The following is a 26,412-nucleotide window of genomic DNA, read 5'->3' on the forward strand; positions in this document are numbered from 1 at the left end:
TTCTATGATTAATATAAATACCTCAACTACACTTTGGGAACGATGGAAATTTAATGCAGAGAGAACCCCCGATAGAAAAGCTATAATTCATTGGAATGCGGGTGAAGAACCGTATAGATGGACATTTAAAAGCCTGATAGAAGCAGCTAAAAAATATTCTGTTATACTAAAAAAAGTAGGTATTCGAAAAGGCGATGTTTGTGCTATTATAATTAGACATAATAAAAATTTTTATCCATTATATCTCGGTATATCTCGTGCTACTGCTTTGCCTGCTGTTTTGGCTTATCCAAATCCTAGATTACATCCTGATAAATTTAGACAGGGTCTCGAGGGAATGTCTCAAAGATCCGGCTTGGATTATATTTTAACAGAAAGGGAACTCGAACCAATAATTCGTCCTTTAATTGAGAAACCTGGCAGTACAATTAAAGCCGTTTACTTTCCACTTGAGTGGGATGTAGAAAAAGAGTATGATGAAAAAATTGATGAGCAGATTGAAAAAGAACAGAGTACTATTAAACCAGAAGAACCTTTTTTGCTTCAACATTCGTCTGGAACCACTGGCTTACAAAAACCTGTTGTGCTTTCCCATAAAGCAGTTTTACAACATGTAGTCAATTATGGCTCTGCATTAAAGGTTACAGAAAACGATAAAGTAGCTTCTTGGCTTCCATTGTATCATGACATGGGATTAATTGGTGCTTATCACATTCCTTTAGCTTATGGAATTCCCTCAATTCAAATTGATCCTTTTCAGTGGGTTCTGGCTCCTATAATTCTGCTTGAAGTTATTACTAAAGAAAAAGCCACAATGACTTTTCTGCCTAATTTTGCTTATAACATATTTGCAGATAAAATACATGATGATGAGCTTAAAGATATTTCATTGGAAAGTCTACGCATTCTTATTAATGCAAGTGAACCTATTAGACACGATAGTCATTTGAAATTTATAAATAAGTACAAGAACTATGGATTAAATCCAAACGCGCTCTCTGGAATGTATGGAATGGCTGAAATGACATTAGCAGTTGTTCAGACTGAACCAGGTAAGCCAATTAAGGAAGTAGTAGTCGATAGGAATGAACTGTCAAAAGGAATTGTTAAATTAGCCGATGATAATGTGGTGAAAAGAGTTTGTGTTTCTTCGGGCAAGTTAATACCCGGTTGTGAGATTCGAATTGTTGATGAAAAAAGGAAAGATTTGCCCTTCGGGTTTGTTGGTGAAGTTGCTGTAAAATCTGTTTCTATGTTTGACGGTTACAGAAATTATCCAGAAAAAACTGCAGAAGTTGTAGAAGATGGGTGGTATTTTTCTGGAGATTACGGCTTTGAATACGATGGTGAATATTTTATTATTGGCAGAAAAAAAGATATTATTATTGTTGCAGGCAAAAATATTTATCCAGAGGATGTTGAGGATACAGTTAATCAAGTTGATGGAGTTATCCCTGGTAGAGTTATAGCCTTTGGAGAAGAAGATGAATCGCTTGGTACTGAACAAGTAAGTATTGTGGCTGAAACCAAAGCTGAAACTGAAGAAGAAAAAAATAAAATTCGACTTGCAATATTAAAAGCAGGCATGTCTATAGACGTAAACATTCATAAAGTGTATCTTGTACCGCCTCGATGGCTTATAAAAAGTTCTGCTGGTAAACCAAGCAGAAAAGCAAATAAAGAAAGATTAGCAGAAGGTAAAGATAAACAAGTTTGGAGTAGATAAATGATTTCACCAGAACTTAAAAAAGTTATATTAAAGGAACTCAACTTAGACGATTTTGACCTTAAAGATGAGACTACCGCTCCAGAAGTACCGGGTTGGGATTCCTTAAATCACATAAATATAATTTTAGCTGTTGAAGAGTATTTTAAAATTAAGTTTAAAAGCTATGAGGTGCTTAGGCTTAAAAACGTCGGTGACCTTCAAAAACTTGTTGACTCAAAAACCGGCAAGAAATGATGCTCATAAATTTAAGTCTCGATAAAATACTGGACCTCTTAAAGTATAATCAGAACGACCCGCTTATTTTCTCAACTATCCTTTTCCTCTTTTTCTTCTTTATTGTACTCATTTTTTATAATCTTTTTTCTAAGAACAAGAACATAAGAGTATTTCTCCTTATAATTTTCTCGCTTTATTTTTATTATAAAGTAGTTGGCTTTTACTTCATCATTCTTATTGTTTCAGCGGTTATAAATTTCTATCTCACCAAATGGATGAGTACTTATGAGAATTTTACGAAGAGAAGATGGGTTCTTATCCTTATTATTGTATTAAACTTAGCAATTCTTGCATATTTCAAATACACTAATTTTATACTGCAGATAATTAACGATGTTGCTAATAAAAATATTGAACCGCTTGCTATCTTTCTTCCAATTGGTATTTCATTTTATACTTTTAAGGCACTTAATTATGTTTTTGATGTATATCTTGATACTTTAAAGCCAGCAAAAAATTTAAGCGATTTTTGTGTGTTCTTATTTTTCTTTCCAAATCTATTGGCTGGTCCAATAGATAGAGCTTCCGAATTTCTACCGCAGATAGATAAAGAACCATTTATCTCAAAAGAGGATTTAGGAAAAGCAATCTTTTTGATATCAGCCGGATTGTTAAAAAAGGTGGTTATTGCAGATTACATTAGCCTAAACTATGTTGACCGCATATTTGATTTTCCAATTCGTTATACTGGACTGGAAAATTTAATTGCAGTATATGGATATGCACTGCAAATTTATTGTGATTTTTCAGGCTACTCCGATATGGCAATTGGCATTGCTATTTTGCTCGGTTTTAAATTAATGGATAACTTTAATTCTCCTTTTAAAGCTACCAGTATTGCTGATTTTTGGAGACGCTGGCATATTTCTCTTTCAAAATGGCTTCTCGATTATCTTTTCAGACCAATCCAATTTAAATTCAGGAATCTCCATCTTTACGGAAATATGATAGCATTATTTATAACTTTTTTATTGTGTGGACTTTGGCACGGTGCCGGCTGGAATTTTATTCTTTGGGGTGCTCTGCATGGATTCTTTATGTCCTTTGCTCTGCTAATTCAAAAACCTAAAAATGCTTTTTATACTAAACTCCGTATCAAGAATACAAGGTTTTTAAAGTTCTTCCAAGTTATCATAACATTTCATCTCGTTGCGTTTTCATTTCTTGTTTTTCGAGCTAATAATATTTCCTTAGTTGGACAGGTTATTTCGCAAATATTTACCTTCTTTCATGGTGAAATTATTACTCAATTTATTGAAAAGCTGCCATTAATTTTCACTCTCATCTTAGTTGGTTACTTATTCCACTTTATTCCTCTCTCGCTTGAAAATAAGATAAAGAAACTTATTGCTGTAACTCCATGGTTCGGAAAAGCTTTAATTTTAGCAGTTGTCATTTGGATTGCAGCACAATTTAAGTCGGCTGATATTCAACCATTTATCTACTTCCAATTTTAAAAAGGAATCAGTTTTCATTATAAAACTTTAGTGCTAATACAGTTATTTTTTGATGAATTTTTAATAAATTGAAACCGCTCGTTGAAAAAGTATAGTAATAAGATTTGCGTTCATCTAAAATAAATTTTAAAAGCTGTTTTATTTTCTTGAAAAAATAGTTAAACATAATGTCAAAAATTCTTTTGGGTCTGCAATTACTCATCTTACTTTTTCTATTTTCAGTCTCTTTTGCGCAGCAGCAAAGTGAAATAGAAGGCTTTAAAAAAAATGCTTTGCAGCACATGCAGGCGGGAAGATATGGCGAGGCAATTGACCAATTAAATAAATATATTTCTGCCAGACCTCGTGAGGCTGAAGGATATAATTTAAGAGCGCAATGCTATGAAAAAAGATCACAATATGAAAATGCTGTGCTGGATTATAGAAGAGCTATTGCACTTTCTACCGAAGCCGGTAGAAAATCTGAATACGAGAATAATCTTCGCCGCGTTCAAGAAGTCTGGTATTCACTTTTACAAAAAAAGATTGAGGGATACCTTCGCGAAATCGCTATAAATCCAAACAATCCGTTTAATTACCTCGAAATAGGCAAAGCTTACAGAAATATGGAAGTATGGGATAAAGCAGAAGAATGGTATGATAAATATTTGGAAAAAGATAATAATGCTTCTCCAGATGAAATCATTCGTTACACCGAAATTTTAGCTAAAACTGGCCACATCCAAAAAGGTGAGAAAATTTTAAAACAGTATGTAGAAAAATATCCTGATGATTGGAGACTGTGGAGCAGGTACGGTTATTTTACACTTTGGTTGGCTAAGTATCAGATTGCAAAAAAAGCGTTTGAGACTGCACTGAGTTTTAAGCCTTTTTTTCAAGAAGCACAAGATGGATTAGATATTGTAAATAGAGAAGCTTATGTAACACTTCAAAATCCTCGTTCCTTCGAAAAAGTTTATCCTATTGACCGTTACTATAGCATTTTAAAAAAGAAACCAGATGATATAAAGATTAGGTACAAACTGATTGATGAACTTATTAAAGCGAACAGACTGCAAGAAGCATATCAGCAAATTAATCTGATAGGAATTACTAATAGCAATGACCCCAAATATCAAGAGACCTATGAGAAAGTGACTAAACTTCGTAATCAGTATATTCAAGATAAGATAAATGAATACAAAAAAATATTGCAGGAAAATCCTGATGATAAAAAAGCTTTAAACCAAATAGCAATATATTATGACGAACTTCAGCAATATGAGGATGCACTGAATTATTTGAACAAATACTTTGAAAAATACCCCGATGAAAAAGATCCTGAGCTTAGATATAGGTATGCAAGAGTATTAGCGTGGAACCGAGATTTCGATGAATCGCTTAAAGTAATTGATAAGCTTTTGCAAGATTACCCTACAAATGCAGATTATCAGTTGCTTCGCGCTCAAGTTTCTGTTTGGACAGGTCAAGATATAGATCTTGCAAACAAACTATTATCCGAAATAATAAAAAAACAGCCAAATAACTTGGATGCACTTATCGCTATGGGTTCTTTGAAACTTATTCAAAGAGATTTTAACGCTGCACAAGATTATGCAAATAAAGCAAAAGCAATAGCACCTAACAATAATGATGTTGCTAAGCTGCAATCCAATATAGATTGGCAAAAATTACGTGCTGAAGAAGAAAAACTTTATTCAATTTTGGAAGAAGGGAGGAGAAAAGTTTTAGACCATAATTGTGAAGCAGCTCTTCCTTATTACGAAGAATATCTCTCAAAAGCAGAACCAAATGTTTTAATTCAGAAAGAATATGGCGACGTTCTTTTCTGTGCTAAACAATATAAAAAAGCTCTCGATGTTTATAATAATGTTCTTTCACAAGGATATAATTTCGATGCAGCGATGCAGCGCGCTAAATTATATTATGCAATGGGCGACTCGCTAAATGCTGTACGTGAATTCAAAAACTTAGTAAAAGAAGATTCATCCAACTTCGATGCTAATCTTTATTTAGCTGATTCGTATGCGAAAGCAGGTGAATATGATTCAGCAAGAACAATTTACAATAATATGCTCGATACTTGGAAACTAGACTCCACTCAAGTTAAAATGATTACTCTTCGCAAAGGCTGGCTTCCAGTAACTGGCTTGGCAGCAATTTTCGATACTTTCCCAAATTACGTCGGCTTTGCTCCAATTTCACAAACTTACGCTGATAATGAAAGTCTGCGACTGAATAACTTTGGCGGAAGATTGGAACTCGGCTTAACGAATTTTATATCATTAGGAGTTTCGTTTATAAAGACCTATATTAAAGCAAACCCTGATGTACTAGATCAAAACGTAATTAGCTCAATTGTTTATACCGGCAATAGACGTTTTAACACATTCAAGGGGCATATATTCTTCAAATTTTCTTCTTATATCACAGCTGGTGTTGGAGTTGGAACGGCAAATTCAGAAGGGTTTATTCTGCGAGACGATAAAGATGCTTTTTTTAGATTCGAAAAAAAAGATACTGCCTCACTTACTTTTAACTATCAAAACTCGGATGGCGCTTTAATCCTCTATTCTCCTTATTTAACTGATGTGCGTTATTATGCAACTTTGTATAGAGTTGCTGGTTATTTTATTCACAGAGAAGGACTAAAATTAGAAGGGTCGTTTCAATATATCTCCGTTACCGATAATAACGAGGGCAACGATTTTTACTTGAGAATTGGTAGATATTTTTATAAGAACTTGATTATTGGCTACGAATACTACTACACTAATTATAAATTTAAGTCGTCTTTTTACTATTCTCCAAGAAATTTTGAATCACATAGTATTTTTGTAGATAACGAATTGGAAAAGAGAAAAGAGCTGAGAGTAACAATAGGTGGCAAGTTAGGATTTATTCCACAAAATAACTTTGTTGCTTTAGAAGGACATGTGGAAGCATTTTATCAACCGATTAGAAACCTTACTTTTAGCGGGAGAATTGGTATAGGAAGTACTTCAAGGTATGATTCTAGTTACAGATATTTTTCTGGACAGTTTAGCGCTTATTGGACAATCTTTTAATAATTTTGTAAACAAAACAATAATGCATTCATGAAATATAAATTTTCATTCCTGTACATTTTATTCTTTTTAACTTTTTCCTTGGTTTATTCTCAAAAAATCAAGCTGATTGGTAAAGCAGAACCTGGCGGGGTTCTGATAGGCGAGGCAAAAAATATTAAAACTGTTTTATTTGATGGTCATAAAATCGGTTTTGACGAACGTGGTTATTTTCTAATAGGTTTTGACAGGGATGCGAAGGGAACTCATACAATTAAAGCTATTTTTAAGAATGGGAAATCCGAGATCAAAAAAATTAAACTACCCAAACGTAAATACATTGTTCAGAGATTAAAATTAGCAGAGAAGTATGTAGTGCCTCCTGATTCAGAATTATCGAGAATTGAAGAAGAGATGACAATGATGAAAGAAGCAAGGGAAAAAATTGGTTTAATAGATAGTGCTTTTTATGTTAGTGGATTTATTAGTCCAGTTGAAAATGCAAGTATAAGTAGTGTGTTCGGTAGCCAAAGAATTTTGAATGGTATTCCTAAAAAACCGCACAATGGAATAGACTTTGCAGCAGATGAGGGTACACCTGTCCACGCGGCTGCTGACGGCATAGTAGCAATTGCAGGTGATAATTTTTATTTCAATGGAAATTTTGTTTTACTTGACCATGGACAGGGTTTAAGTACTGTGTATTTGCATATGAGTAAGCTAAATGTTAAGACAGATGATAGAGTAAAAAAAGGGCAAGTAATTGGTTTGGTTGGCTCAACCGGCAGGGCTACGGGTCCGCACCTACACTGGGGTGCTCAATGGTTCAATAAAAGAATCGATCCAATGAATTTATTGAATTTAGGGTTTCTACAATAATTTGTGCAGCATAAAATCTCCATTTGGGAGAAGTAACTCAGTATTTAACTTAAAAAATTTATGTGAATTCACCACGTTGTGGTTAGAAGTAGCCTGTTGCACAACTTAAATACTATCATTGCGGGGGAACGGTAACAGCAGTTTCTTATTCTGTTATTGAGTTTTTTTGTCGCACAAAAACACGGCTTCAAAATCCTTTAGCACAGCAAGTATGACTGGCCTGCTGCTGCAGCCTAATATGACACTGTTGTGAGGCTATCAAGGTTAATCCAGACAAGCTAAACATGTTTTACATGACATTAAATTTATAATTACTAATAGAAGGCTTAACTTTTTAAATTACTTGTTTAATCTACATTAGTTACAGCTTGTCGGCCTGATGGCAATTTTTTTAGCCTGCCAGCAGGTTGGCGAAAAATTTGGGTTTAATTTTTTAGCCACGCTTGACGTAGCTTCAATTGTTCATTTGTTGGGTTTTTCATTACTTCAAACTTATGCCTAACTTCTTTGGGTTTAATAATTAACTGCAATGGTATTTCTTTTTCACCGCGTTTGAGTGTAATATTAAACACGTCGCCGACTTTTATTGACATAAATTTTGGTGCAACAGCCTGAATGTTCGATAAGCTTACAGGAGTATTATCTAGTTTATAAAGAATATCACCGACCATTATGCCTTTCTTTTGAAGTTCTGGGTCGACCCTTGTAATTATTAAATTAGTATCTTTTATACTAATGCCCATTCCAATAGATGGTTTGGTGCTGTCTATTCCGGCAGTTTCTTGATAATTAATACCGAGTTTTTCGAAATAATCTTTTACAGGAAAAGGTTCAGTGCCTTTAATGTACTTGTCAATAAACTCTTTAATCTGTGGATAAGTTCGATTAACTAGTTCGTCAAAAAAATGTTCCTCGCTAAACGGCTTTGATTTACCATAATCATGTATTAAATCTATTATTAACTCTCTTAAACCCTTTTTGCCTCCAGAAAGCTCCAATAATTTGATATCCAATAAGGTCCCTAATACTGCCCCTTTATTGTAAATATTGTAATATTGGTCGGGCAGCTCAGTAGCTTCTTTACCAAGTGTAGTAAGGGAGATAGTGGGATTAAAATTGTCATTAATATTTAGTTTGTTTGAGGTAATATCTAAGTATTTATCGAGTGTCATTAATCCATTTCTTAATTGGAGGATATTTGCTGCCCATTCAGTAATTCCTTCGTACAACCATAAATGTTGGGACATGGTGGGCTTCTCGTAATTAAAGTTTTCTACTAGCTCGCTGTGAATGTTCAATGGAGTAACAATGTGAAAAAATTCATGTGCTGAAGTAGAAAGTAAACTCTCAGCATATTTTTCATTCAATGTATCTTCTTTATAAACGTAAAATGAACTATAGGAATGTTCCCATGCACCAGCGGAAAAATCCGAAAAATGAAATAAAAAAGTGTAATGGTCTACAGGCAATCCTTTTAAAAATTCATTTGTTGCATACAGCATGTCTTGGAGTAAATTAAGCAGGTTTTCGGATTTTATTAATCCAGTTTTAGAGTAAGTGTAAATTTTTACATTGGTTTTTTCAACTGTAGTTTGCGCCTGGGTTAAATTTCCAAGCATAATTGGCGAATCTACAATGTAATCATAAGTTGGTGCATAATAATAACCCTCGTCATTTTTTTGTAGTGCTGTACCAATTGACCAATTATTAGGGTACTCAAGTTTAACATAAATCGGGTAGTCTTGCATTCCATGAAAATATCCAAAAACGCATTGACCGTTTATAACAACATTATCATCCTCTATTGTTGTTCCGCTCATCGCATAAACAGGATGTGTACTAACTTTAGTATGCCAAGTATCTGCTATTTTGTAAGTTATTTTCTTTACATTTTCTGGTTTTTCAATTTCCCATTGATTTGTCGAAATATTTTTAACCGGAATTTCTTTGCCGTTTTTGTCATATGCATTAAATGATTTTACAAATCTTCCTATATCCATTGTTTGATAAGTGCCCGGTGCAGTTGAAGCAAATTGGAAGATGCTGTTGTTGGCTTTTAAATCTTTGGGATAAAGAATTACATTAAAAACTTTTTCACTACGGTCGTTAAGATTGATTATGAATTTATGTTGAGCTAAAACTTGAGATAGGGTGAGAAGTATTAGAATCAATGGTGTGTAAAATATTCTTTTAAAATTTTTCATTGCAACACCTTTATTTTTATCAGAAGTTTAGACGTATTATTTTTCACCATGTTGTATAAAATATATATAGAATTTATTAATCCCAAATTTTCGGTTTATTTTTATAAAAGGGAGCATGATAGTAATGAGTTGTAGTAGAGATACATCGGTTGTCTTTATGAAAAACTCAAGGGCACTCTTGTAATAATAGTAATTTCTTATTCTACGGTAAATTTCTTTATTTCGCCAAGAGCACGAATCCAAAGTTCTGCAACATACTCGACAACAGGCAATCTTAATTTTAACTTAGAAATATAACCTTGCTTTAATTAATACTGTCCAAAGGCAATTGGAGAAATTTTGTAATAATCTCTCTAAATAATTTTATTTAGATACAGCAGTTTCATGGAGTATTTCTTTTTCGGTTTCGCCTAATGTTACATTACTTACTTCTTTCTTTTTATCTGAGAACACAGAATAAACAACTGGAATTACAAAAAGGGTAAGCAATGTAGAAAAAATTAATCCCCCTATCACAGCAATACCCATTGAAACGCGGCTTTGTGAGCCTGCACCTATTGCAAGTGCAATAGGGAGTGTACCGAGGATAGTGGAAAGACTTGTCATTAAAATCGGTCTAAATCTTAAAACAGCAGCTTCCTTGACTGCATCAATTATTTTTAATCCCTGTGCTTTTTTCTGGTTAGCAAATTCAACTATAAGTATGCCATTTTTTGTAACGAGACCAATTAACATAATCATTCCTATTTGACTAAATATGTTTATTGTTTGGTTGAAGTACCAAAGTGAGAATAACGCACCAGCAATAGCTAATGGCACAGTGAACATTATGATGAATGGATCGCGAAAACTTTCAAATTGTGCTGCCAGAGTTAAGTATATCAAAACGAGGGCGAGCAAGAAAGTGAAAAGTAAACTTGATGAGCTTTCAACAAAATCTTTAGAAGCGCCATCTAATGCCGTAGTAAAAGTATCATCTAATACTTTAGCGGCTATATTATCCATAGCTTTAATTCCATCGCCTATAGTTTTTCCTGGTGCAAGTGTTGCTGAAACAGTAGCGCTAACGTATCTATTGAACCTGTAAAGTTGTGGAGGTGTGCTTCTTTCTTTTAATGTAATCAAATTATCAAGCTGAATTAAGTCCCCTTTATTATTTCTAACGAAAAGAGAGGCAAGATCAATCGGTTTATTTCTATTTTGTTTTAATACTTGTCCAATTACCTGATATTGTTTACCATTCATAATAAAGAAACCGAATCGTTGACCGCTGTAGGCGAGTTGCAGAGTTTGTGCGATATCGAGAGTAGAAACGCCAAGGTCTCTTGCTTTGGTTCTATTTATTTGTACTAATAGTTCGGGCTTGTTAAATTTTAGATTAACATCTACTAATGCGAATGTTGGGTCTTTTCTTGCTTCGTCTAAAAATTTTGGAATTATGTCTCTTAGTTTTTCAAAATTTGGCGCTTGAATTACATATTGAACTGGTAGTCCACCTCTTCTCGTTCCAATTGATTGGTCCTGTACAACGAATGTTTTAGCGTCACTTAATCTATGAACAAGTTTTGTTATATGGTCTGCAATTTGTTGTTGAGTTTCTGACCTTTGGTCTGGGTCTTTTAATATTACTCTTACAAAGCCCGTGTTGGTAGAACTTGAAGACCCATAGCCGGGTGAAGTAACAGAAATTAATGCATCAGTTCCTTTTACTGAATCTTGCAATACTTTAATTAAGTTGTTCATATAACTATCCATAAAATCGTAGGAAGAACCTTCAGGCGCTGTAGAAGAAATTCTTATTTGACTTCTATCTTCTAAAGGTGCAAGTTCTTGAGGTAAAATTAAACCAAAAACAATTATCAAAATAAATGCAATGCCCATTATAGTAAAAGCCAGCCACCGTTTCGACATAAAGGCGTTTAGTTTATTTCTATAATACGATTCCAGCCATTTAAAAAAAGGTTCAGTTAGAATATAAAGCTTGCCGTGTTTTTCTTTTTTTCGTAAAATTTTAGATGCCAGCATTGGAGTAAGTGTTAAAGCAACGAATGCAGATATTAGGACTGCGCCCGCAATTACAACTCCAAATTCTACAAATAAACGTCCTGTAATTCCTTTTAAGAACATAAGCGGCAGGAAAACGGCAGCTAATGTAATTGTAGTGGAAATAACAGCAAAGAAAATTTCAGAAGTCCCTTTAATACTTGCTTCAAAAGAATTCATGCCAGCTTCAATTTTCTTAAAAATGTTTTCTAAGACTACAATTGCATCGTCAACTACAATCCCGATGGCTAATACGAGTCCAAGTAAAGTAAGCACGTTGATGGAAAAGTTTACAATATACATTATAAAGAAAGCACCAATTAGACAAATAGGAATTACAATGATGGGTATGAATGTTGTTCGCCAGTCTCTTAAGAAGAAGAAAATTATTAAAATAACCAATGCGAAAGCAAGAAGAATTGTTTCTTCGACTTCAGCAATTGATTGGCGTATGTACTTGGTCACATCAAATCCTATTCCTAATCCAATATCAGGAGGTAAATCTTTTTTTATTTGGTCAATTCGTCTGTAGAACTCATCAGCAATTTTAATGTAATTTGCGCCTGGTTGGGGAATTATTGTAACACCAACCATAGGTACGCCATCTCGTTTTAGAATAGTCTTATCGTTTTCCGGATAAAGTTCAGCATAGCCTATATCCTTTACTCTTACTAAAGAACCGTTAGCTTCTTTAATAATCAGGTTGTTAAAATCATCGACTGTAGTCAACCTTCCCATTGTTCTTACAGTTAGCTCTGTATTTTTCCCTTCGATTCTTCCAGAAGGCAGTTCAACATTTTCTCTGTTTAGAGCATTTCGTATATCTAAAGGAGTAATTTTATATGCGCCTAATTTGTTGGGGTCCATCCAAATTCGCATTGAATATTTTCGTTCGCCCCAGATCTGTATTTGACTCACACCGGGTATTGTTTGAAGTCGTTCTTTAAAAATATTATTGGCAATGTCAGTTAAAGCGAGTAAATCTCTTTTCCCGCTTTTGACGTTAAGAAAAATTATTGGCACGGCATCTGCATCTGCTTTAGAAACAACAGGCGGGTCGGCATCGGGAGGCAAATTAGAACCAGCTCTTGAAACACGGTCCCTTACATCATTGGCTGCTGCTTCAAGGTCTACTGAAACATCAAATTCAACTGTGATTGTACTTCTGCCGTCTCTACTTACAGAAGTTAATGACCTGATGCCAGCAATTCCGTTTATTTGTTCTTCTAATGGTTCGGTAATTTGAGATTCTATCACATCGGCATTGGCGCCAGTATAATTTGTCGATACAGTAATGATAGGCGGGTCTATGCTTGGATATTCTCTTACGCCCAGAAATGTGAAGCCTATAGCACCAAATAATATTATTGCAAGCGACATTACAATTGCGAGTACTGGTCGCCTTATGCTTATTGATGATAAACTCATAAAAACCCTCTTTTTTCTACTACTTAAATTCTCTAATTAATTTATTGCAGTTATTTTAACAGGAATTTCGGGGCGTAATTGAATTATACCGGAAGTAATCACGGTATCTCCTGCAGAAACACCGCTTATAAGTTGAACTTCTTTATCGGTTCTGATACCACTTGTAACTGTGTGTGACAGAGCTTTACCGTTTTTATAGAGATATACTTTTTCACCTTGAATGTCAGGAACTAAAGCTTGGGTAGGTATCATTAAAGCATTTTTTATTTGATTAAGTATGACAGTCACTTCAACGTAAGCACCTGGCAGTAGTTCATAATCATTGTTATTGGCAACGGCTCGTACTAAAAGAGTGCGAGTGTTCTGGTCAATTTTAGGTTCAATAGCATAAATTTTCCCCGTATAACTTTTACCTGTAGTCTGCAGCTTGAATTCAATTAATTTACCTTCTTTTATTTCTGAATAATATTTCTGTGGGACGGAGAATTCAATTTTTATTGGATTAAGACTTTGGATGGACGCAATTTTTGTCTGCGGTGAAATATAACTGCCAATACTAACTGAGCGCAAACCTATTATTCCGTCAAATGGGGCTTTAATTTCTGTTTTGTCAATTAATGCTTTTGTGTAATCTATATCTGCTTGGACGCCTTTTAGTTCGCTTAAAGCAGCATCATATTCTTGTTGACTGGTAAGATTTTTTTCGAGCATTTGACGAAGACGAAATTCTTTGTCTTTTGCCAAATCTAATCTGGAATTATTTTTTGCAAGTGTTGCCTGTAAATCTGCATCGTTAATTTTAATAAGTAATTCACCCTTTTTTACTCTTTTTCCTTCTTCAAATAAAATTTGGGTTATTTTACCTGATATCTCACTTCTTAACTCAACTTCTTCGTTACCAATAATAGTGCCATTTGTATATATCTTATCATCGACAGGTTTAGGTTTTAAGACTTGCACTTCTACAGGAACAGCTGAAATTTCAGCAGGGTCCGATGTTGTTTTTTTATTGCTGTTCAACAGGTTCAATTTAGGAAGCAGTAATATTAGAATAATAATTAAAAATAAGGTGTAAATGACAATTCTTTTTTTATTTTTCATGGGGTTCCTTTTAGTTAATAGCTAAGTTCTTTGGCAACTAATATTATAACTCTTTAGACAAAATTAAAATAAATTGGTTTAATTGCCCTGTCCTGAAATTTAGCTACAAATTGAAAGCTGTTTTATTTGGTTAAGAGAAAATAAATTAACCGTTCAACACCTAAGTTTTTTTATAAAGTAGAATTAGTAGGTAGTAATTTTTTGTTTGGCGGTGGGTGAATAGAAAAAGTCAATTTAGATGTGAAATTAATCTTGTGTTCCATTGGAGTCTTTCTTTTCTATTGTAAATATTTTGAACATGCAATAAAAAGTTAAGCCTATTATTGCAGTCCAAGCAACGCCCATAAAAATATATCCGCCAGTGTTCAAGTTATTCTCCTTCATATTTATTATGACCTTATTGTTTATGACGAAAACAAGTGCTAAAATTAAATTGAGTGAACATAGCTAAAAGAGAAGTTACATTCAAACATTTTTATATGCTAAACGGTTTACAGTTAATGGTGGGTCTAAATAAAACTCAAAGTGAGTTTTGTAAATTAACATAAACATTTTTTTTGTAGAAACACAAAAAGTTTCCTAACATCTTCCATTAACAAAAAAGATAGGGGTACTTTACCGATAAGTTCAAAATAATATAAATATGATTAGAACTATGCCTTGTAAAATGGCTTATTTTGTCCTTTTGTATGTACCCATTAGTTCTGCTTTGTCTATAATGTGGTTTTTCATTGCTTCCAATAGAGTTTTTTTTGTGGTAGATGAATCTAAATTAAGAATTGTATCCAGAGCGTACAATTTAAAGAAGTAACGATGAGTACCGGAAGGTGGACATGGACCACCATATCCAACATAATGAAAATCAGTGGTGCCTTGCTTTATACCTTCGATGGGTTCTTTACCTTTTGGAATACCTTCTCTTAGTTCAGTTAAGGTTGGTGAGATAAAATAAATAACCCAATGGACCCAATCGCCGATTGGTGCATCCGGGTCATCACAAATTAATGCTAACGATTTTGTTCCTGTAGGAACACCTTCCCATTTAAGGGGCGGAGAAATATTAATTCCATCGCATGTGTACTTAACCGGAATTAATTCTCCGTATTTAAAAGCTGTACTTGTGATTTGAAATTTCATTTTCTTTTCCTTTTTTATTTGTTGTGCAATGCAGTCTTGAGAAATTATTATAATTGATAAAACAAAGAGAAAATATTTTTTCATTATGTATCATCCTTTAAGTTAGTTTTTAAATTGATGAGAAAAATGAGTTTTAAAATATTCAGGGAACCTTTTAATAACGCAATGCCCAATCATTTCAGCAATTTCATCTGACTTTAATAGGTTTGTATTGATTATTGCATGATAAAGAAATGGGTCTTCAATGTTTTTGTGAAAATAAGTCTTGATGAAATTTCTTCTCGCTTCATCTTCTTTTTTTATGAAGGCCTCCGCTTTTTTTCTATCAAGCTTGTATAATTTCATGGCGTTTTCAATTCTAAAATCTAATGGTGCTATTAACCTCAGATGAAAAGTATTTTTAAGATTAGCAGTTATAATATTTGCACCTCTTCCTACAATTATTAAATTTCCAATCTCGGCTAAACTCATAATTGTCTTTGAAATACGTTTTATTAATGAAAGCTTAGAAGGACTTAACCCGAGTAATTCCGAAAACCAAGAATCCATTTTCATGGGTTTATCTTCATCAATCATGTTTCTGAAATGCTGAGGAAGCTTTGGGTCCTCCATAATTTTTTCTATCAACTCTCTATCGAAATAAGCCCAATCGGAATATTCCTCTATAGCATGAGAGTTAAGATATTCAACTAATGACTGACAAATTGATGAAGCGCCTATCCCTGTTTCTCTAGATAAAGTTATTATTGGTCCGCCTTTTCTTTTTTTAGTAGGGTCTGTTTCTTGAGTATGCTGCTCAATATAAATGCGAGCTTTTTCGTATGCGCTGAGGATTTTCATCACAGCCTCCCCTGAATGTTTATTATTAATAAAATGGGGAAAGGACTCAATCGTAAACTAAAGTAACATTTTGGAATTATCAAGCGGGTGAATTCTCAAATTGTTTGGAATTTATTATTCTGAAAAATTATTTTGTACAACACATAGTGTGTTTAAGATAATATATCTGTTATCTTATACATGCAATTGTTACGGTGCTGTTTTCTTTTTTGCTTATTGCTTCTTACTAATGTTGGATTTTTCCACCGAAATTGCAGTTTACTGAAGAGGTATAATTGTTGCTGATATTTTTTCGAAAAGAAATTTATTTAAGAAGTATTACAATTAATAGCATTTTATTAAAAAAAGAGAAGCGGTTATGAAGAAGATATTATTAACTGTAGCAGCAATATTGTGTTTATTAGAATTGACTGTCTTGCCTTTAGGCTTAAAATTATATGCACAAGATACTACAAATATAGATCCTTACCAGTACTTTCCGGCTTACGTAGGTAACCGCTGGGTATATGAAGGGGGTAATCATGGGCTGGGTAGTTGGTCAGTTAGTAAAGATTCAATCGATTTGCAAGATAGCAGCAGGTACATTAATCCTTCCCCTGATGGCGCATATTACAAAATAGACAAAAACTATAATGTTTTTTTCGCTCCTAATGATGGAGGGGGGTGGCTTATGTACAAATTAGATGCTAAGGTTGGCGACTCATGGAGATTAAATCCTGAATATTCTAATATAGCAGCCAAAGTACGGGATATTTCTCCCGGGTATGTCTTCGGAAAGTTAACCACGATAAAGACTATTGATTATTATATACTCACACGCGGAGATACAGTAATTACAGAATATTCAATATCAGACTATTGGGAGAGGTTAGCATACGGCTTTGGGGTGCTTTCCTGGGAAAATGGAGCAGAAGAACCCGATTACTTAGTTGGCTGCAGAATAAACGGTGTTAATTATGGAACTTTAGTAGGTGTAGAAGAAAACCCAATTATTCCTTCGGAATATGTACTTTATCAAAACTATCCAAATCCATTTAATCCGTCTACCACAACATCTTTTTCATTACCCGAGTATTCTTACGTGGTTATCAAAGTGTTTGATATTCTTGGCAGAGAAGTCAAAAAAATAGTAAGTGATTATTTCATTGCCGGCAAACATTCAGTAGAATTCAATGCCGGTAATCTTCCTAGCGGAATATACTTCTATCAGTTAATAACAGACAAAACAACAAAAACAATGAAGATGCTCTTACAGAAGTAACATCAAAAAAATATTGTTAAATAAAAATGGAGCTACAAATGAAAACTCTAAAGTACTTTGTGATATTTTCTATGGTTATTTCTTTTCAGCTTTTTGGGCAAGAATTTAATTGTATAACGGCATCGATTCAAGAAGTGCCAGCACAATCAAGAGGCAGATGGCTCCCTTCGGAAGGCACAATAAATGTGCTGATCGTTTTTGCAGAATTTTCCGATGATAATTATGATATTTACAATTCAAGATGGGTAAAAGGCAGTGCCCCGCAGAATATGAACAATTGGGTGGACCAAACATGGTCATCAAATCCAACTCAAGGTTCGCTTACTCATTACTTTAATGTATTTTGATTCAACTGGTAATTATGAAAAATATCATAATTATATTGTTTTTTCTACTTAGCAATACATGCATTGCACAAATACATATAGAATATCTTAATGATGTCCCGGCAGAATTCAAAGAAAAGTATTACAGCCAAAAACGTAATTACAATCCGTTGCAAGTTGGAAATGTTTGGCAGTATTATGCTCCTGAAGACAAGAGTTATATAACAACGTGTGTAGTGGAGGATAGCATAATTAATGGTAGAAGATATTTTAAGAAAATATACTATAAAATTAGTCCGCGAAATAACGACCTTGTCTGCTGGGAGAGAAATGACACTGTAAGTGGTGTAACCTTTATGCTCGATTTTGAGGATGTAAATGGGAACGGGGATTATCTCGAAGAATTACCCGTTGATAGTCTGGAAAATCCCTTCTGGTCACGTTATATAACTTACAAATACTCGTTTACCGTTCCGAACCCTTTCTCATTTTACCCTGGTCAAAAATCTACACTTGTTAAAGATACAAATTGGGTAATATTAGAGGGAGATACAGTGATTAGCCGTAGATTTGAAATACTGGAGTTATTCTGGTGGGAAGAAATAATAGAGAGTTTCGGGATATTTTCTTTTAGTCTTGAATCTCCGCTTAGCTACTGTACCGGAGCTATTATTAATGGGCGTAAATATGGAACGATTGTAAGCGTTGAGGATAATAAAAATCAATCTCTGCTTTCAGAATTTTATCTGAGTAATAATTATCCTAACCCATTTAATCCAAGAACTACTATTAATTATTCCGTTCCTCAAAACAAACACGGTAATTCATATTTACATGTAAGGCTGATAGTTTATGATCCTCTCGGAAGAGAAGTTGCTGTCTTGGTTAATGAATCAAAACCACCCGGTAACTACAGTGTTGTATTTAATGCACAGAATCTTCCCAGTGGAGTTTACTACTACTCATTAATTTCAAGCACTACAATAATTACAAAATCAATGGTTTTAATTAAATAAGGAGGTAAAAAAATGAAAACGAAAGTTATTTTTTCATTAGTAACACTTTTCCTTTTATTTAACTCTGTGTTAGTAGCAAGTAGCGAAGGAGTTTGTGGAACTAATTCCGGTAGCTCTGCACCCTATATACCAACAAGCGGTACAATAAAAGTGTTTGTTATCTTTGCTCAATTCAAAGACGATCTAAATACAGATAATTATGGCTGGGCAAGAAACAGTTATCCCGATTGGGCGAATACATTTGTAAATGCTTCAACTGGAGAAAACTATCCCTGGTATAATTTATCCCACTATTTTAATGAAATGTCGAATGGGACATTTCAGGTTATAGGAGACGTTTATGATGATTTAGTAATTACAGATTATGATGAAAGTCATTATTCTACAATAGGTGAAGTAAATAGAGAGATTATTTTGGAAGTTGATCCTTATGTAGATTTTTCTGAATATGATAATTTAAATGGCAGTAGCCCTGGAACTGACGGGAAAGTTGATTTTATATATATAATTTATAGGAACTCTGCTTCTTCTTTATTTAGCTACGGTGGATATAGTTACACAGCAATTGCTCATATAGAGTTAAGCAGTACGATAAACACTGATGTGTTCAAATTGTTAGCGGGGGGTCTGGTTTAAGCGGTATCGGTTCAGGTGTACAACAAAGAGGTGGATATAACGGAAGGGATTATACATTATATGTATCAGCCCATGAAATGGGACATTACTTATTTGGTGGAGGTCATATTGATGGAGTGTCTAATTTAGCATTGATGACTGGCGGTCCGGTTTGGAATGCAAGTCGCGGTATGCATTTATGGGAAAGACAAAAATTAGGATGGATTAGCTACACAGATAAAACAACAGATGGTACAGTTACAATGTATGATTATATAACACAGGATGATGTATACCGTATTCCTGTAAGTAATTCTGAGTATTTTCTTATTGAAAACAGAAAAAAAATTAAGTCCTCATGATAAAGCAGGGGATATAGGTTTTTATTTCTACAGAGTTACAAATGCAACATCATTTCCACCAGCCATTGATGTTTTATGTGCTGACGGTAATTGGGATTTTAGTATTAACACTTCAACACAAACGCTTATCAGAACAACACCAAATGTAAATGGTGAAGATGAAATGAGTTTCTATCGAAATATAAATGGAATAACATACGCATGTTACACACCAGTTTATAACGAAAATTCAGCATGGGGAGATGCAGAAGATGCATTTGATCAAGTGTTTAATAACGTATTTTCACCAGCCAGCAATCCGCGTAATACTTCTTCGTTACAGTTCAGTATTGAAGTTATAGGCACAGATCAAATTACTTTCTATTTTGATGGGGATGGAAACGGTGACGAATTTGCAGGTTCGCCTTCAAAACCACAAAATTTACACTTAACATACTCAAATCCCTACCATCCATCGTTAGCCTGGGATTTAAATACAGAACCAGACATATCAAGTTATAAAATTTACCGAAGTTATGATAATTCATCTTTTTATTTAGCTGGTGTAGTATCTCATCCCACAAACACATTTATTGATTATGAAATAAGTTATACAAAGCCGATATGGGAAAAATCAGTCAAATATTATGTTGTAGCAGTGGATAATACTAATTTAACATCAGTGCCAAGTAATCAGGTTGAAACCGCAGGTATTATGCAGGATCCATTACCGAAGTTAATTGCGAATAATTATTTTAATGAGCATAGTAAGAAGTATAATTTTAGTTTGTATAAAAATTATCCAAATCCATTTAATCCTACTACAAAAAATCAGATTTACATTACCTGAGGCAGATTTTGTTACATTAAAAGTATACGATATACTTGGCAGAGAAGTAAAAGAATTAATAAATGAAGTTAAACCATCGGGAGAATATGAAGTTGAATTTAACGGAAGTAATTTGCCGAGCGGTACATATATTTACAAACTAACCACAGGTAAATATTCCGCAGTCGGCAAAATGACATTGATGAAATAAAGATTGACTATTGATTAATAAGAAATAGCCGGAGAGCAAGACAAAATTTTTAATGATGCTTTCCGGCTTTATTTTATCCAAGCATATTTAATATGTATTTAAAGTTTAGTTATCTATGAGTAATTACAGCCGTGGTAAAATTTTTAGGACACGAACTGATGAGTTATTATGAGTAAAAATTATTAATGAAAGCGGATAACATAACACTCAACTGACTTTTTTGCCGAATTCTGCGAGATGCCCGGAAAGTGTTGCACAACTGAGAATAGTGTCATTCCCGCGAAAGCAGGAATCTAAAAATAATCACCCAAATTTTTTTAATTTAGAAATTTTTTCTTGACATACCCCCCCCCCCATTTATTATCTTCCTCCCAAAGAAAAAGTTGTTTTTAAATTAGAGGGCTAAAATGACTTTTCTCGAGAGCTTAAAAAACAGAAGGTATCCATTAATTAAAAAGTTCGAACGAATAAATTGTTACAGGTTTGAGATCTGTTATTACTCATTAATCTTTTACTCCAGTTTAATAATAAAATCCATGATATTAATCAAATAAGGATGAGAGTTTATGAATGTTTAATTACGGCTGGTAAGCCGTATACAGTAACTTGGAGGGATATTCCACTTGAACTTAAAGTGAGAGCAAAATGAAGTTACATGTCCATCAGGAATTTTTAGTGGAGTTATTATGAAAACGATAAGCATGATGATATTACTTTTTCTTAGCAACATCTGCCTTGCACAAATTAATATAGAATACCTCAATGATGTATCGGCAGAATTTAAGGAAAAGTATTACAGCCAAAAACGTATTTGCAATCCGTTGCAAGTTGGAAATGTTTGGCAGTACTATATCTCCGAGGATAAACGTTATGCAACTCAGATGATAGTAAGTGATACACTTATTAGCAATAGAAGATATTTTCTAAGGATTAACTTGATAGACACTGGACTTCCAAAAGATAGTTTACTTTTATGGGAAAGATATGATACTTTAACAAAAAGTACATATACATTTGATATATATGATTATGATAATGACGGTAATAAAAGTGAAGAATTTTTAGTTGATAGTCTTGATGCAGGAGTTTTTTCAAGATACCAATCTTATAAATTTTTTTTTGAATCATGGGGATATCCTGTAGTTACAGCTCTTATAAAAGATACCGGCTGGATAAAAGTAAGTGAAGATACTGTTTTGTTTAGAACAGTAGAATATTTGGATGTATTTACAACCGAGATTATTGCAGATAATTACGGTTTAATATGTTATCAAACAGAATCACCACTTATATGCTTAACTGGGGCAATCATCGGCGGAAAGAAATACGGGACAATAGTAAGTGTTGAGAATAATGATATTGAGTTTTCTATGCCTAGTGAATTTATTCTTGAAAATAATTATCCAAATCCGTTTAATCCCACAACTACTATTAATTATTCCGTTCCTCAAAACAAAAACGGTAATTCATATTTCCATGTAAGACTGATAGTTTATGATCCTCTCGGAAGAGAAGTTGCTCTTCTAGTTAACGAGGCTAAACCATCCGGTAACTACAGTGTAGTTTTTAATGCAAAAGGTCTTCCCAGCGGTGTTTACTACTACTCATTAATCTCAGGTTCTACAATAATTACAAAATCAATGGTTTTAATTAAATAAGGAGGTAAAAAAATGAAAATGAGGGCTATTTTTTCATTAGTAACACTTTTCCTTTTATTTAACTCTGTGTTAGTAGCAAGTAGCGAAGGAGTTTGTGGAACTAATTCCGGTAGTTCTGCACCCTATATACCGACAAGTGGTACAATAAAAGTGTTTGTTATCTTTGCTCAATTCAAAGACGATCTAAATACAGATAATTATGGCTGGGCAAGAAACAGTTATCCCAATTGGGCGAATACATTTGTAAATGCTTCAACTGGGGAAAGCTATCCATGGTATAATTTATCTCACTATTTTAATGAAATGTCGAATGGGACATTTCAGGTTATAGGGGATGTTTATGATTCATTAGTTATTACTGATAATAATGAAAGCTATTATTCAAGCATTGGGCAGGTTAACAGAGAGGTAATACTGAAAGTTGATCCATATGTAAATTTTGCTGAGTATGACAATTTGAATGGCAGTAGTCCAGGAACTGACGGGAAAGTTGATTTTATATATATAATTTATAGGAACTCTGCTTCTTCTTTATTTAGCTACGGTGGATATAGTTACACAGCAATTGCTCATATAGAGTTAAGCAGTACGATAAACACTGATGGTGTTCAAATTGTTAGCGGGGGGTCTGGTTTAAGCGGTATCGGTTCAGGTGTACAACAAAGAGGTGGATATAACGGAAGGGATTATACATTATATGTATCAGCCCATGAAATGGGACATTACTTATTTGGTGGAGGTCATATTAACGGAGTGTCTAATTTAGCATTGATGACTGGCGGCCCGGTTTGGAACGCAAGTCGTGGTATGTGTTCTTGGGAAAGACAAAAATTAGGATGGATAAGCTACACAGATAAAACAACAGATGGTACAGTTACAATGTATGATTATATAACACAGGATGATGTATACCGTATTCCTGTAAGTAATTCTGAGTATTTTCTTATTGAAAACAGAAAAAAATTAAGTCCTCATGATAAAGCAGGGGATATAGGTTTTTATTTCTACAGAGTTACAAATGCAACATCATTTCCACCAGCCATTGATGTTTTATGTGCTGACGGTAATTGGGATTTTAGTATTAATACTTCAACACAAACGCTTACCAGAACAAACCCCAATGTAAATGGTGAAGATGAAATGAGTTTCTATCGAAATATAAATGGAATAACATACGCATGTTACACACCAGTTTATAACGAAAATTCAGCATGGGGAGATGCAGAAGATGCATTTGATCAAGTGTTTAATAACGTATTTTCACCAGCCAGCAATCCGCGTAATACATCTTCATTAGAGTTCAGTATTGAAGTTACGGGTACAGATCAAATTACTTTTTATTTTGATGGTGATGGAAATGGCGACGAATTTGCTGGTTCTCCTTCCAAACCCCAAAATCTTCATCTTATTACTCCGGTTAATAATCATCCTACACTTCAATGGGATTTGAACACCGAGCCAGATATTTATTCTTATAAGGTTTACCGCAGCTATGATAATTCTCCTTTTTATTATGCTGCAACTGTTTCCCACCCCAACAACACATATGTCGATACCTGGGTTGACTACACAAAACCAATTTGGGAAAAATCTGTAATATATTATGTTACAGCAGTAGACAACACAGTTAAAGAATCTGTCCCAAGCAACCAGGTCGAAACAACAGGTCAGATGAATGTGCCGCCGTTAATTATTTCAAATGATAATTCTACCGCAACTATTTATGAAGAGCCCTCTTACAATTTTGAATTAATCGGTAATTATCCAAACCCTTTTAACCCAACGACCAACATTTCATTCAGCATACCGGAGAAATCATTTGTTACTTTAAAAGTCTACGACATTTTAGGGAATGAAGTAGAAGAGCTGATAAAAGACTATAAAGAGAAAGGAGATTACAGGGTACTGTTCAACGGGAGTAAATTATCGAGCGGAATGTACGTCTATAAACTTACAGTGGGGAAAATGAGTTCCGTAAGAAAGATGTTACTAATTAAGTGAGCTTTTGTAACAGGGTCGAGGTAACCCCCACTCTACTTATGAAACTTGCTTTGGAAATAAAAGATAAAACAACTGAATCAGACTTTCCCCAATGATTTCTCATAATTCTTCCTCAAATAGAGCAATTTTAAGCCTGTGAGTAAAAATATAGTACAAATGACATGCAGAAATGTCACTTGTACCATTGTGTTTTAAAGCCCCTGCTACTATTTTGTCTCTCAAAACCGAGCAGAATGTTCATAACAAAATACCCGAGGTCTGAATAGAAGCAGTTACTTGGGGGAAAGAATAAAAACAAAAGAGAGGTTGATATGAGATAACAAAAAAGTATACCAAAATCATTTTAATTCCTACTAATTTATTTTATATTAAAATATAGTAGAGTAGAAATCAAACTTAATAATGAGGCGGGAAATGAAAAGTATCAGTGTAATGTTAATCCTATTTATAATAGTTACCAATTCTTCTGCCAATGCACAAAACAATTCGCCATGGCAGCAGATTGATTCGTTAAAAGAAGCAAGAACCGGCCATGCAGTGGTTGTTTTACCGAACGGGAATATTCTTGTAAGTGGTGGTGAAGGTGGGTATGAAAATAGCATAAAAATAAGTAGTGAAATTTATGAGTTAAATACCGGCAAATGGCGCTATACAACACCAATGAATGTACCACGAGTAAGTCATGATTTGGTATTAATGAAAACAGGCAAAGTGCTTGCGATAGGTGGATATAAAGAAAGAAGCTGTGAAATTTTTGATCCAGAAGAAGAAACTTGGACTATGACAGATTCTATTCCAACATTTCGTTTTGACGGACAAACTGTAACATTACTTAATAATGGAAATATACTTGTTGCGGGTGGTTATAGAGTTACAGATAATTTGTCGAATTTTGAATATTTAAGAAATTGTGAAATTTATGACCCGGATATTGAAAAATGGGAAACGGCTGCACAGCTTAATAGAGGAAGATACGATCATACCGCTGTTTTGTTAAATGATGGTAGGGTTCTAGTTGCTGGAGGTACTGCTGAGACAGTTGGTACAACACGTTCTAGTGAAATCTATGACCCTGTAGAAAATAGCTGGTCTGTTATTGCCTCAATGAATGAGTCTAGGTCTGATCCAGCATCCGTATTGTTACAAAACGGGAATGTATTTGTTTCTGGTGGCGATTCGGTTGGTGTGGGAATTATTCCGGTAAAAAGGAGTGCTGAAGTATATAATGTAACTGATGGAAAATGGAGGTACGTTGCGGACATGATAGATAGACGTTCAGGTCATGACATCTACTATCTTTATCAATCAAATCAACTATTGGTATTTGGAGGTGCTGCATTTCAGAGTACAGTAGAAGATACGTGGGAAACATACGACGCCGTTAACTTATTGCCAATCGAAAAAGGAATATTTCCAATAAAAAAACTTTATGAAAAAAATTCAAGAAGATTAAGCGATGGAAGGATAGTTCTTATAGGTGGGGAAGATTTTGATATAGTTGATAATATTCCTACTACAAGGCCGTCAAAAAGTTGCTATATATTTGATATAGTTACTTCTGTGGAGAACCAGTCGCCAATCTCTCAAGATTATGTATTATACCAGAATTACCCGAATCCTTTTAACCCAATAACTACTATTAGATATTATCTGCCTCAAGACGCTGGTGTACGAATAGAGGTATATGATGTTCTCGGTCGAATAGTCCGGGTGTTGGTGGATGAATTTGAAAACCGGGGATATCATGAAGTTGAATTTTCCGCTGAAGATGTATCCTCCTTTGATAGAGGTATCGCAAGTCTGTCAAGCGGCATATACTTTTACAAAATAGTTTCAGGTAATTATATTGATGTAAAAAAAATGTTGTTAATAAAATAAGACATCCTATAAAGAGTCAAGCGAAAAATTTAGAGATAAAAGATTAAGTTATTCACAAACAGTTCAGATAAACGTTCTTTGAAAAATTAAGACTGTCCACGAAGTGGTGAATACTCAACAAACATCAACGCCGGG

General features: G+C 34.0%; 21 protein-coding genes. 15 read left to right on the plus strand and 6 right to left on the minus strand.

Annotated features, from left to right (window positions below):
* The first annotated feature begins 4 nt into the window (after nt 1–4).
* The 5 genes from ABRY23_13945 (at nt 5) to ABRY23_13965 (ending at nt 7,388) form a co-directional block, all read left to right on the plus strand.
* A complete protein-coding gene (locus ABRY23_13945) occupies nt 5–1,726 on the plus strand; it encodes an AMP-binding protein (protein MFA3784157.1) in 1,722 nt (573 codons plus the stop codon).
* Nucleotides 1,727–1,963 carry an acyl carrier protein gene (locus ABRY23_13950; protein MFA3784158.1) on the plus strand — a complete coding sequence of 79 codons (237 nt, stop codon included), beginning with the start codon at nt 1,727–1,729 and terminating at the stop codon, nt 1,961–1,963.
* A complete protein-coding gene (locus tag ABRY23_13955; GenBank protein ID MFA3784159.1) occupies nt 1,960–3,462 on the plus strand; it encodes an MBOAT family protein in 1,503 nt (500 codons plus the stop codon). Before ABRY23_13950 ends, ABRY23_13955 begins: the two co-directional genes overlap by 4 nt.
* Nucleotides 3,463–3,629: 167 nt before the next feature.
* The gene (locus ABRY23_13960; GenBank protein MFA3784160.1) at nt 3,630–6,530 is read left to right on the plus strand and encodes a tetratricopeptide repeat protein; all 2,901 of its coding nucleotides are present in this window, start codon (nt 3,630–3,632) and stop codon (nt 6,528–6,530) included.
* A gap of 30 nt (nt 6,531–6,560) precedes the next feature.
* Nucleotides 6,561–7,388: a M23 family metallopeptidase gene (locus ABRY23_13965; protein MFA3784161.1), complete on the plus strand. Its 828-nt coding sequence runs from the start codon at nt 6,561–6,563 to the stop codon at nt 7,386–7,388.
* Nucleotides 7,389–7,813: 425 nt separating this feature from the next.
* On the opposite strand, the gene ABRY23_13970 is transcribed toward ABRY23_13965, so the two are convergent.
* From ABRY23_13970 to ABRY23_13995, 6 genes are all read right to left on the minus strand, one after another.
* Nucleotides 7,814–9,592 (minus strand): peptidase, encoded by a 1,779-nt coding sequence (locus ABRY23_13970; GenBank protein MFA3784162.1) that lies wholly within the window; start codon nt 9,590–9,592, stop codon nt 7,814–7,816.
* Nucleotides 9,593–9,955: 363 nt separating this feature from the next.
* Nucleotides 9,956–13,063 (minus strand): efflux RND transporter permease subunit, encoded by a 3,108-nt coding sequence (locus ABRY23_13975; protein ID MFA3784163.1) that lies wholly within the window; start codon nt 13,061–13,063, stop codon nt 9,956–9,958.
* A 36-nt stretch (nt 13,064–13,099) separates the two neighbouring features.
* Nucleotides 13,100–14,164 (minus strand): efflux RND transporter periplasmic adaptor subunit, encoded by a 1,065-nt coding sequence (locus ABRY23_13980; GenBank protein MFA3784164.1) that lies wholly within the window; start codon nt 14,162–14,164, stop codon nt 13,100–13,102.
* A 246-nt stretch (nt 14,165–14,410) separates the two neighbouring features.
* The gene (locus ABRY23_13985) at nt 14,411–14,533 is read right to left on the minus strand and encodes a hypothetical protein (protein ID MFA3784165.1); all 123 of its coding nucleotides are present in this window, start codon (nt 14,531–14,533) and stop codon (nt 14,411–14,413) included.
* A gap of 303 nt (nt 14,534–14,836) precedes the next feature.
* Nucleotides 14,837–15,385 (minus strand): YbhB/YbcL family Raf kinase inhibitor-like protein, encoded by a 549-nt coding sequence (locus ABRY23_13990; protein MFA3784166.1) that lies wholly within the window; start codon nt 15,383–15,385, stop codon nt 14,837–14,839.
* A gap of 18 nt (nt 15,386–15,403) precedes the next feature.
* A complete protein-coding gene (locus ABRY23_13995; protein MFA3784167.1) occupies nt 15,404–16,141 on the minus strand; it encodes an AAA family ATPase in 738 nt (245 codons plus the stop codon).
* Between the two features lie 358 nt (nt 16,142–16,499).
* On the opposite strand from ABRY23_13995, the gene ABRY23_14000 reads away from it, so the two are divergent.
* The 10 genes from ABRY23_14000 to ABRY23_14045 all read left to right on the plus strand — a co-directional run bounded on the left by ABRY23_14000 (nt 16,500) and on the right by ABRY23_14045 (nt 26,277).
* Nucleotides 16,500–17,402: a T9SS type A sorting domain-containing protein gene (locus tag ABRY23_14000; GenBank protein ID MFA3784168.1), complete on the plus strand. Its 903-nt coding sequence runs from the start codon at nt 16,500–16,502 to the stop codon at nt 17,400–17,402.
* A 38-nt stretch (nt 17,403–17,440) separates the two neighbouring features.
* Nucleotides 17,441–17,749, plus strand: coding sequence for a hypothetical protein (locus tag ABRY23_14005; GenBank protein ID MFA3784169.1), 309 nt, complete (start codon nt 17,441–17,443; stop codon nt 17,747–17,749).
* Between the two features lie 14 nt (nt 17,750–17,763).
* Entirely contained in the window at nt 17,764–18,744 is a 981-nt protein-coding gene (locus ABRY23_14010) for a T9SS type A sorting domain-containing protein (GenBank protein MFA3784170.1), read from the plus strand.
* Nucleotides 18,745–18,756: 12 nt separating this feature from the next.
* On the plus strand, nt 18,757–19,380 hold the full coding sequence (locus tag ABRY23_14015; GenBank protein MFA3784171.1) for a hypothetical protein: 624 nt from the start codon (nt 18,757–18,759) through the stop codon (nt 19,378–19,380).
* Between the two features lie 77 nt (nt 19,381–19,457).
* Nucleotides 19,458–19,721, plus strand: coding sequence for a hypothetical protein (locus ABRY23_14020; GenBank protein ID MFA3784172.1), 264 nt, complete (start codon nt 19,458–19,460; stop codon nt 19,719–19,721).
* Nucleotides 19,690–20,550, plus strand: a complete 861-nt coding sequence (locus tag ABRY23_14025) for a hypothetical protein (protein ID MFA3784173.1) — start codon at nt 19,690–19,692, stop codon at nt 20,548–20,550. Before ABRY23_14020 ends, ABRY23_14025 begins: the two co-directional genes overlap by 32 nt.
* On the plus strand, nt 20,459–20,740 hold the full coding sequence (locus tag ABRY23_14030) for a T9SS type A sorting domain-containing protein (protein ID MFA3784174.1): 282 nt from the start codon (nt 20,459–20,461) through the stop codon (nt 20,738–20,740). Before ABRY23_14025 ends, ABRY23_14030 begins: the two co-directional genes overlap by 92 nt.
* 686 nt (nt 20,741–21,426) lie before the next feature.
* Entirely contained in the window at nt 21,427–22,398 is a 972-nt protein-coding gene (locus tag ABRY23_14035; GenBank protein ID MFA3784175.1) for a T9SS type A sorting domain-containing protein, read from the plus strand.
* A gap of 12 nt (nt 22,399–22,410) precedes the next feature.
* Nucleotides 22,411–24,399 carry a T9SS type A sorting domain-containing protein gene (locus tag ABRY23_14040; GenBank protein ID MFA3784176.1) on the plus strand — a complete coding sequence of 663 codons (1,989 nt, stop codon included), beginning with the start codon at nt 22,411–22,413 and terminating at the stop codon, nt 24,397–24,399.
* A gap of 414 nt (nt 24,400–24,813) precedes the next feature.
* Nucleotides 24,814–26,277 carry a kelch repeat-containing protein gene (locus ABRY23_14045; GenBank protein ID MFA3784177.1) on the plus strand — a complete coding sequence of 488 codons (1,464 nt, stop codon included), beginning with the start codon at nt 24,814–24,816 and terminating at the stop codon, nt 26,275–26,277.
* The last annotated feature ends 135 nt before the right edge of the window (nt 26,278–26,412 follow it).

The organism is Melioribacteraceae bacterium 4301-Me (assembly GCA_041538185.1).
GTDB classification, from domain to species: Bacteria; Bacteroidota; Ignavibacteria; order Ignavibacteriales; family Melioribacteraceae; genus Pyranulibacter; species Pyranulibacter aquaticus.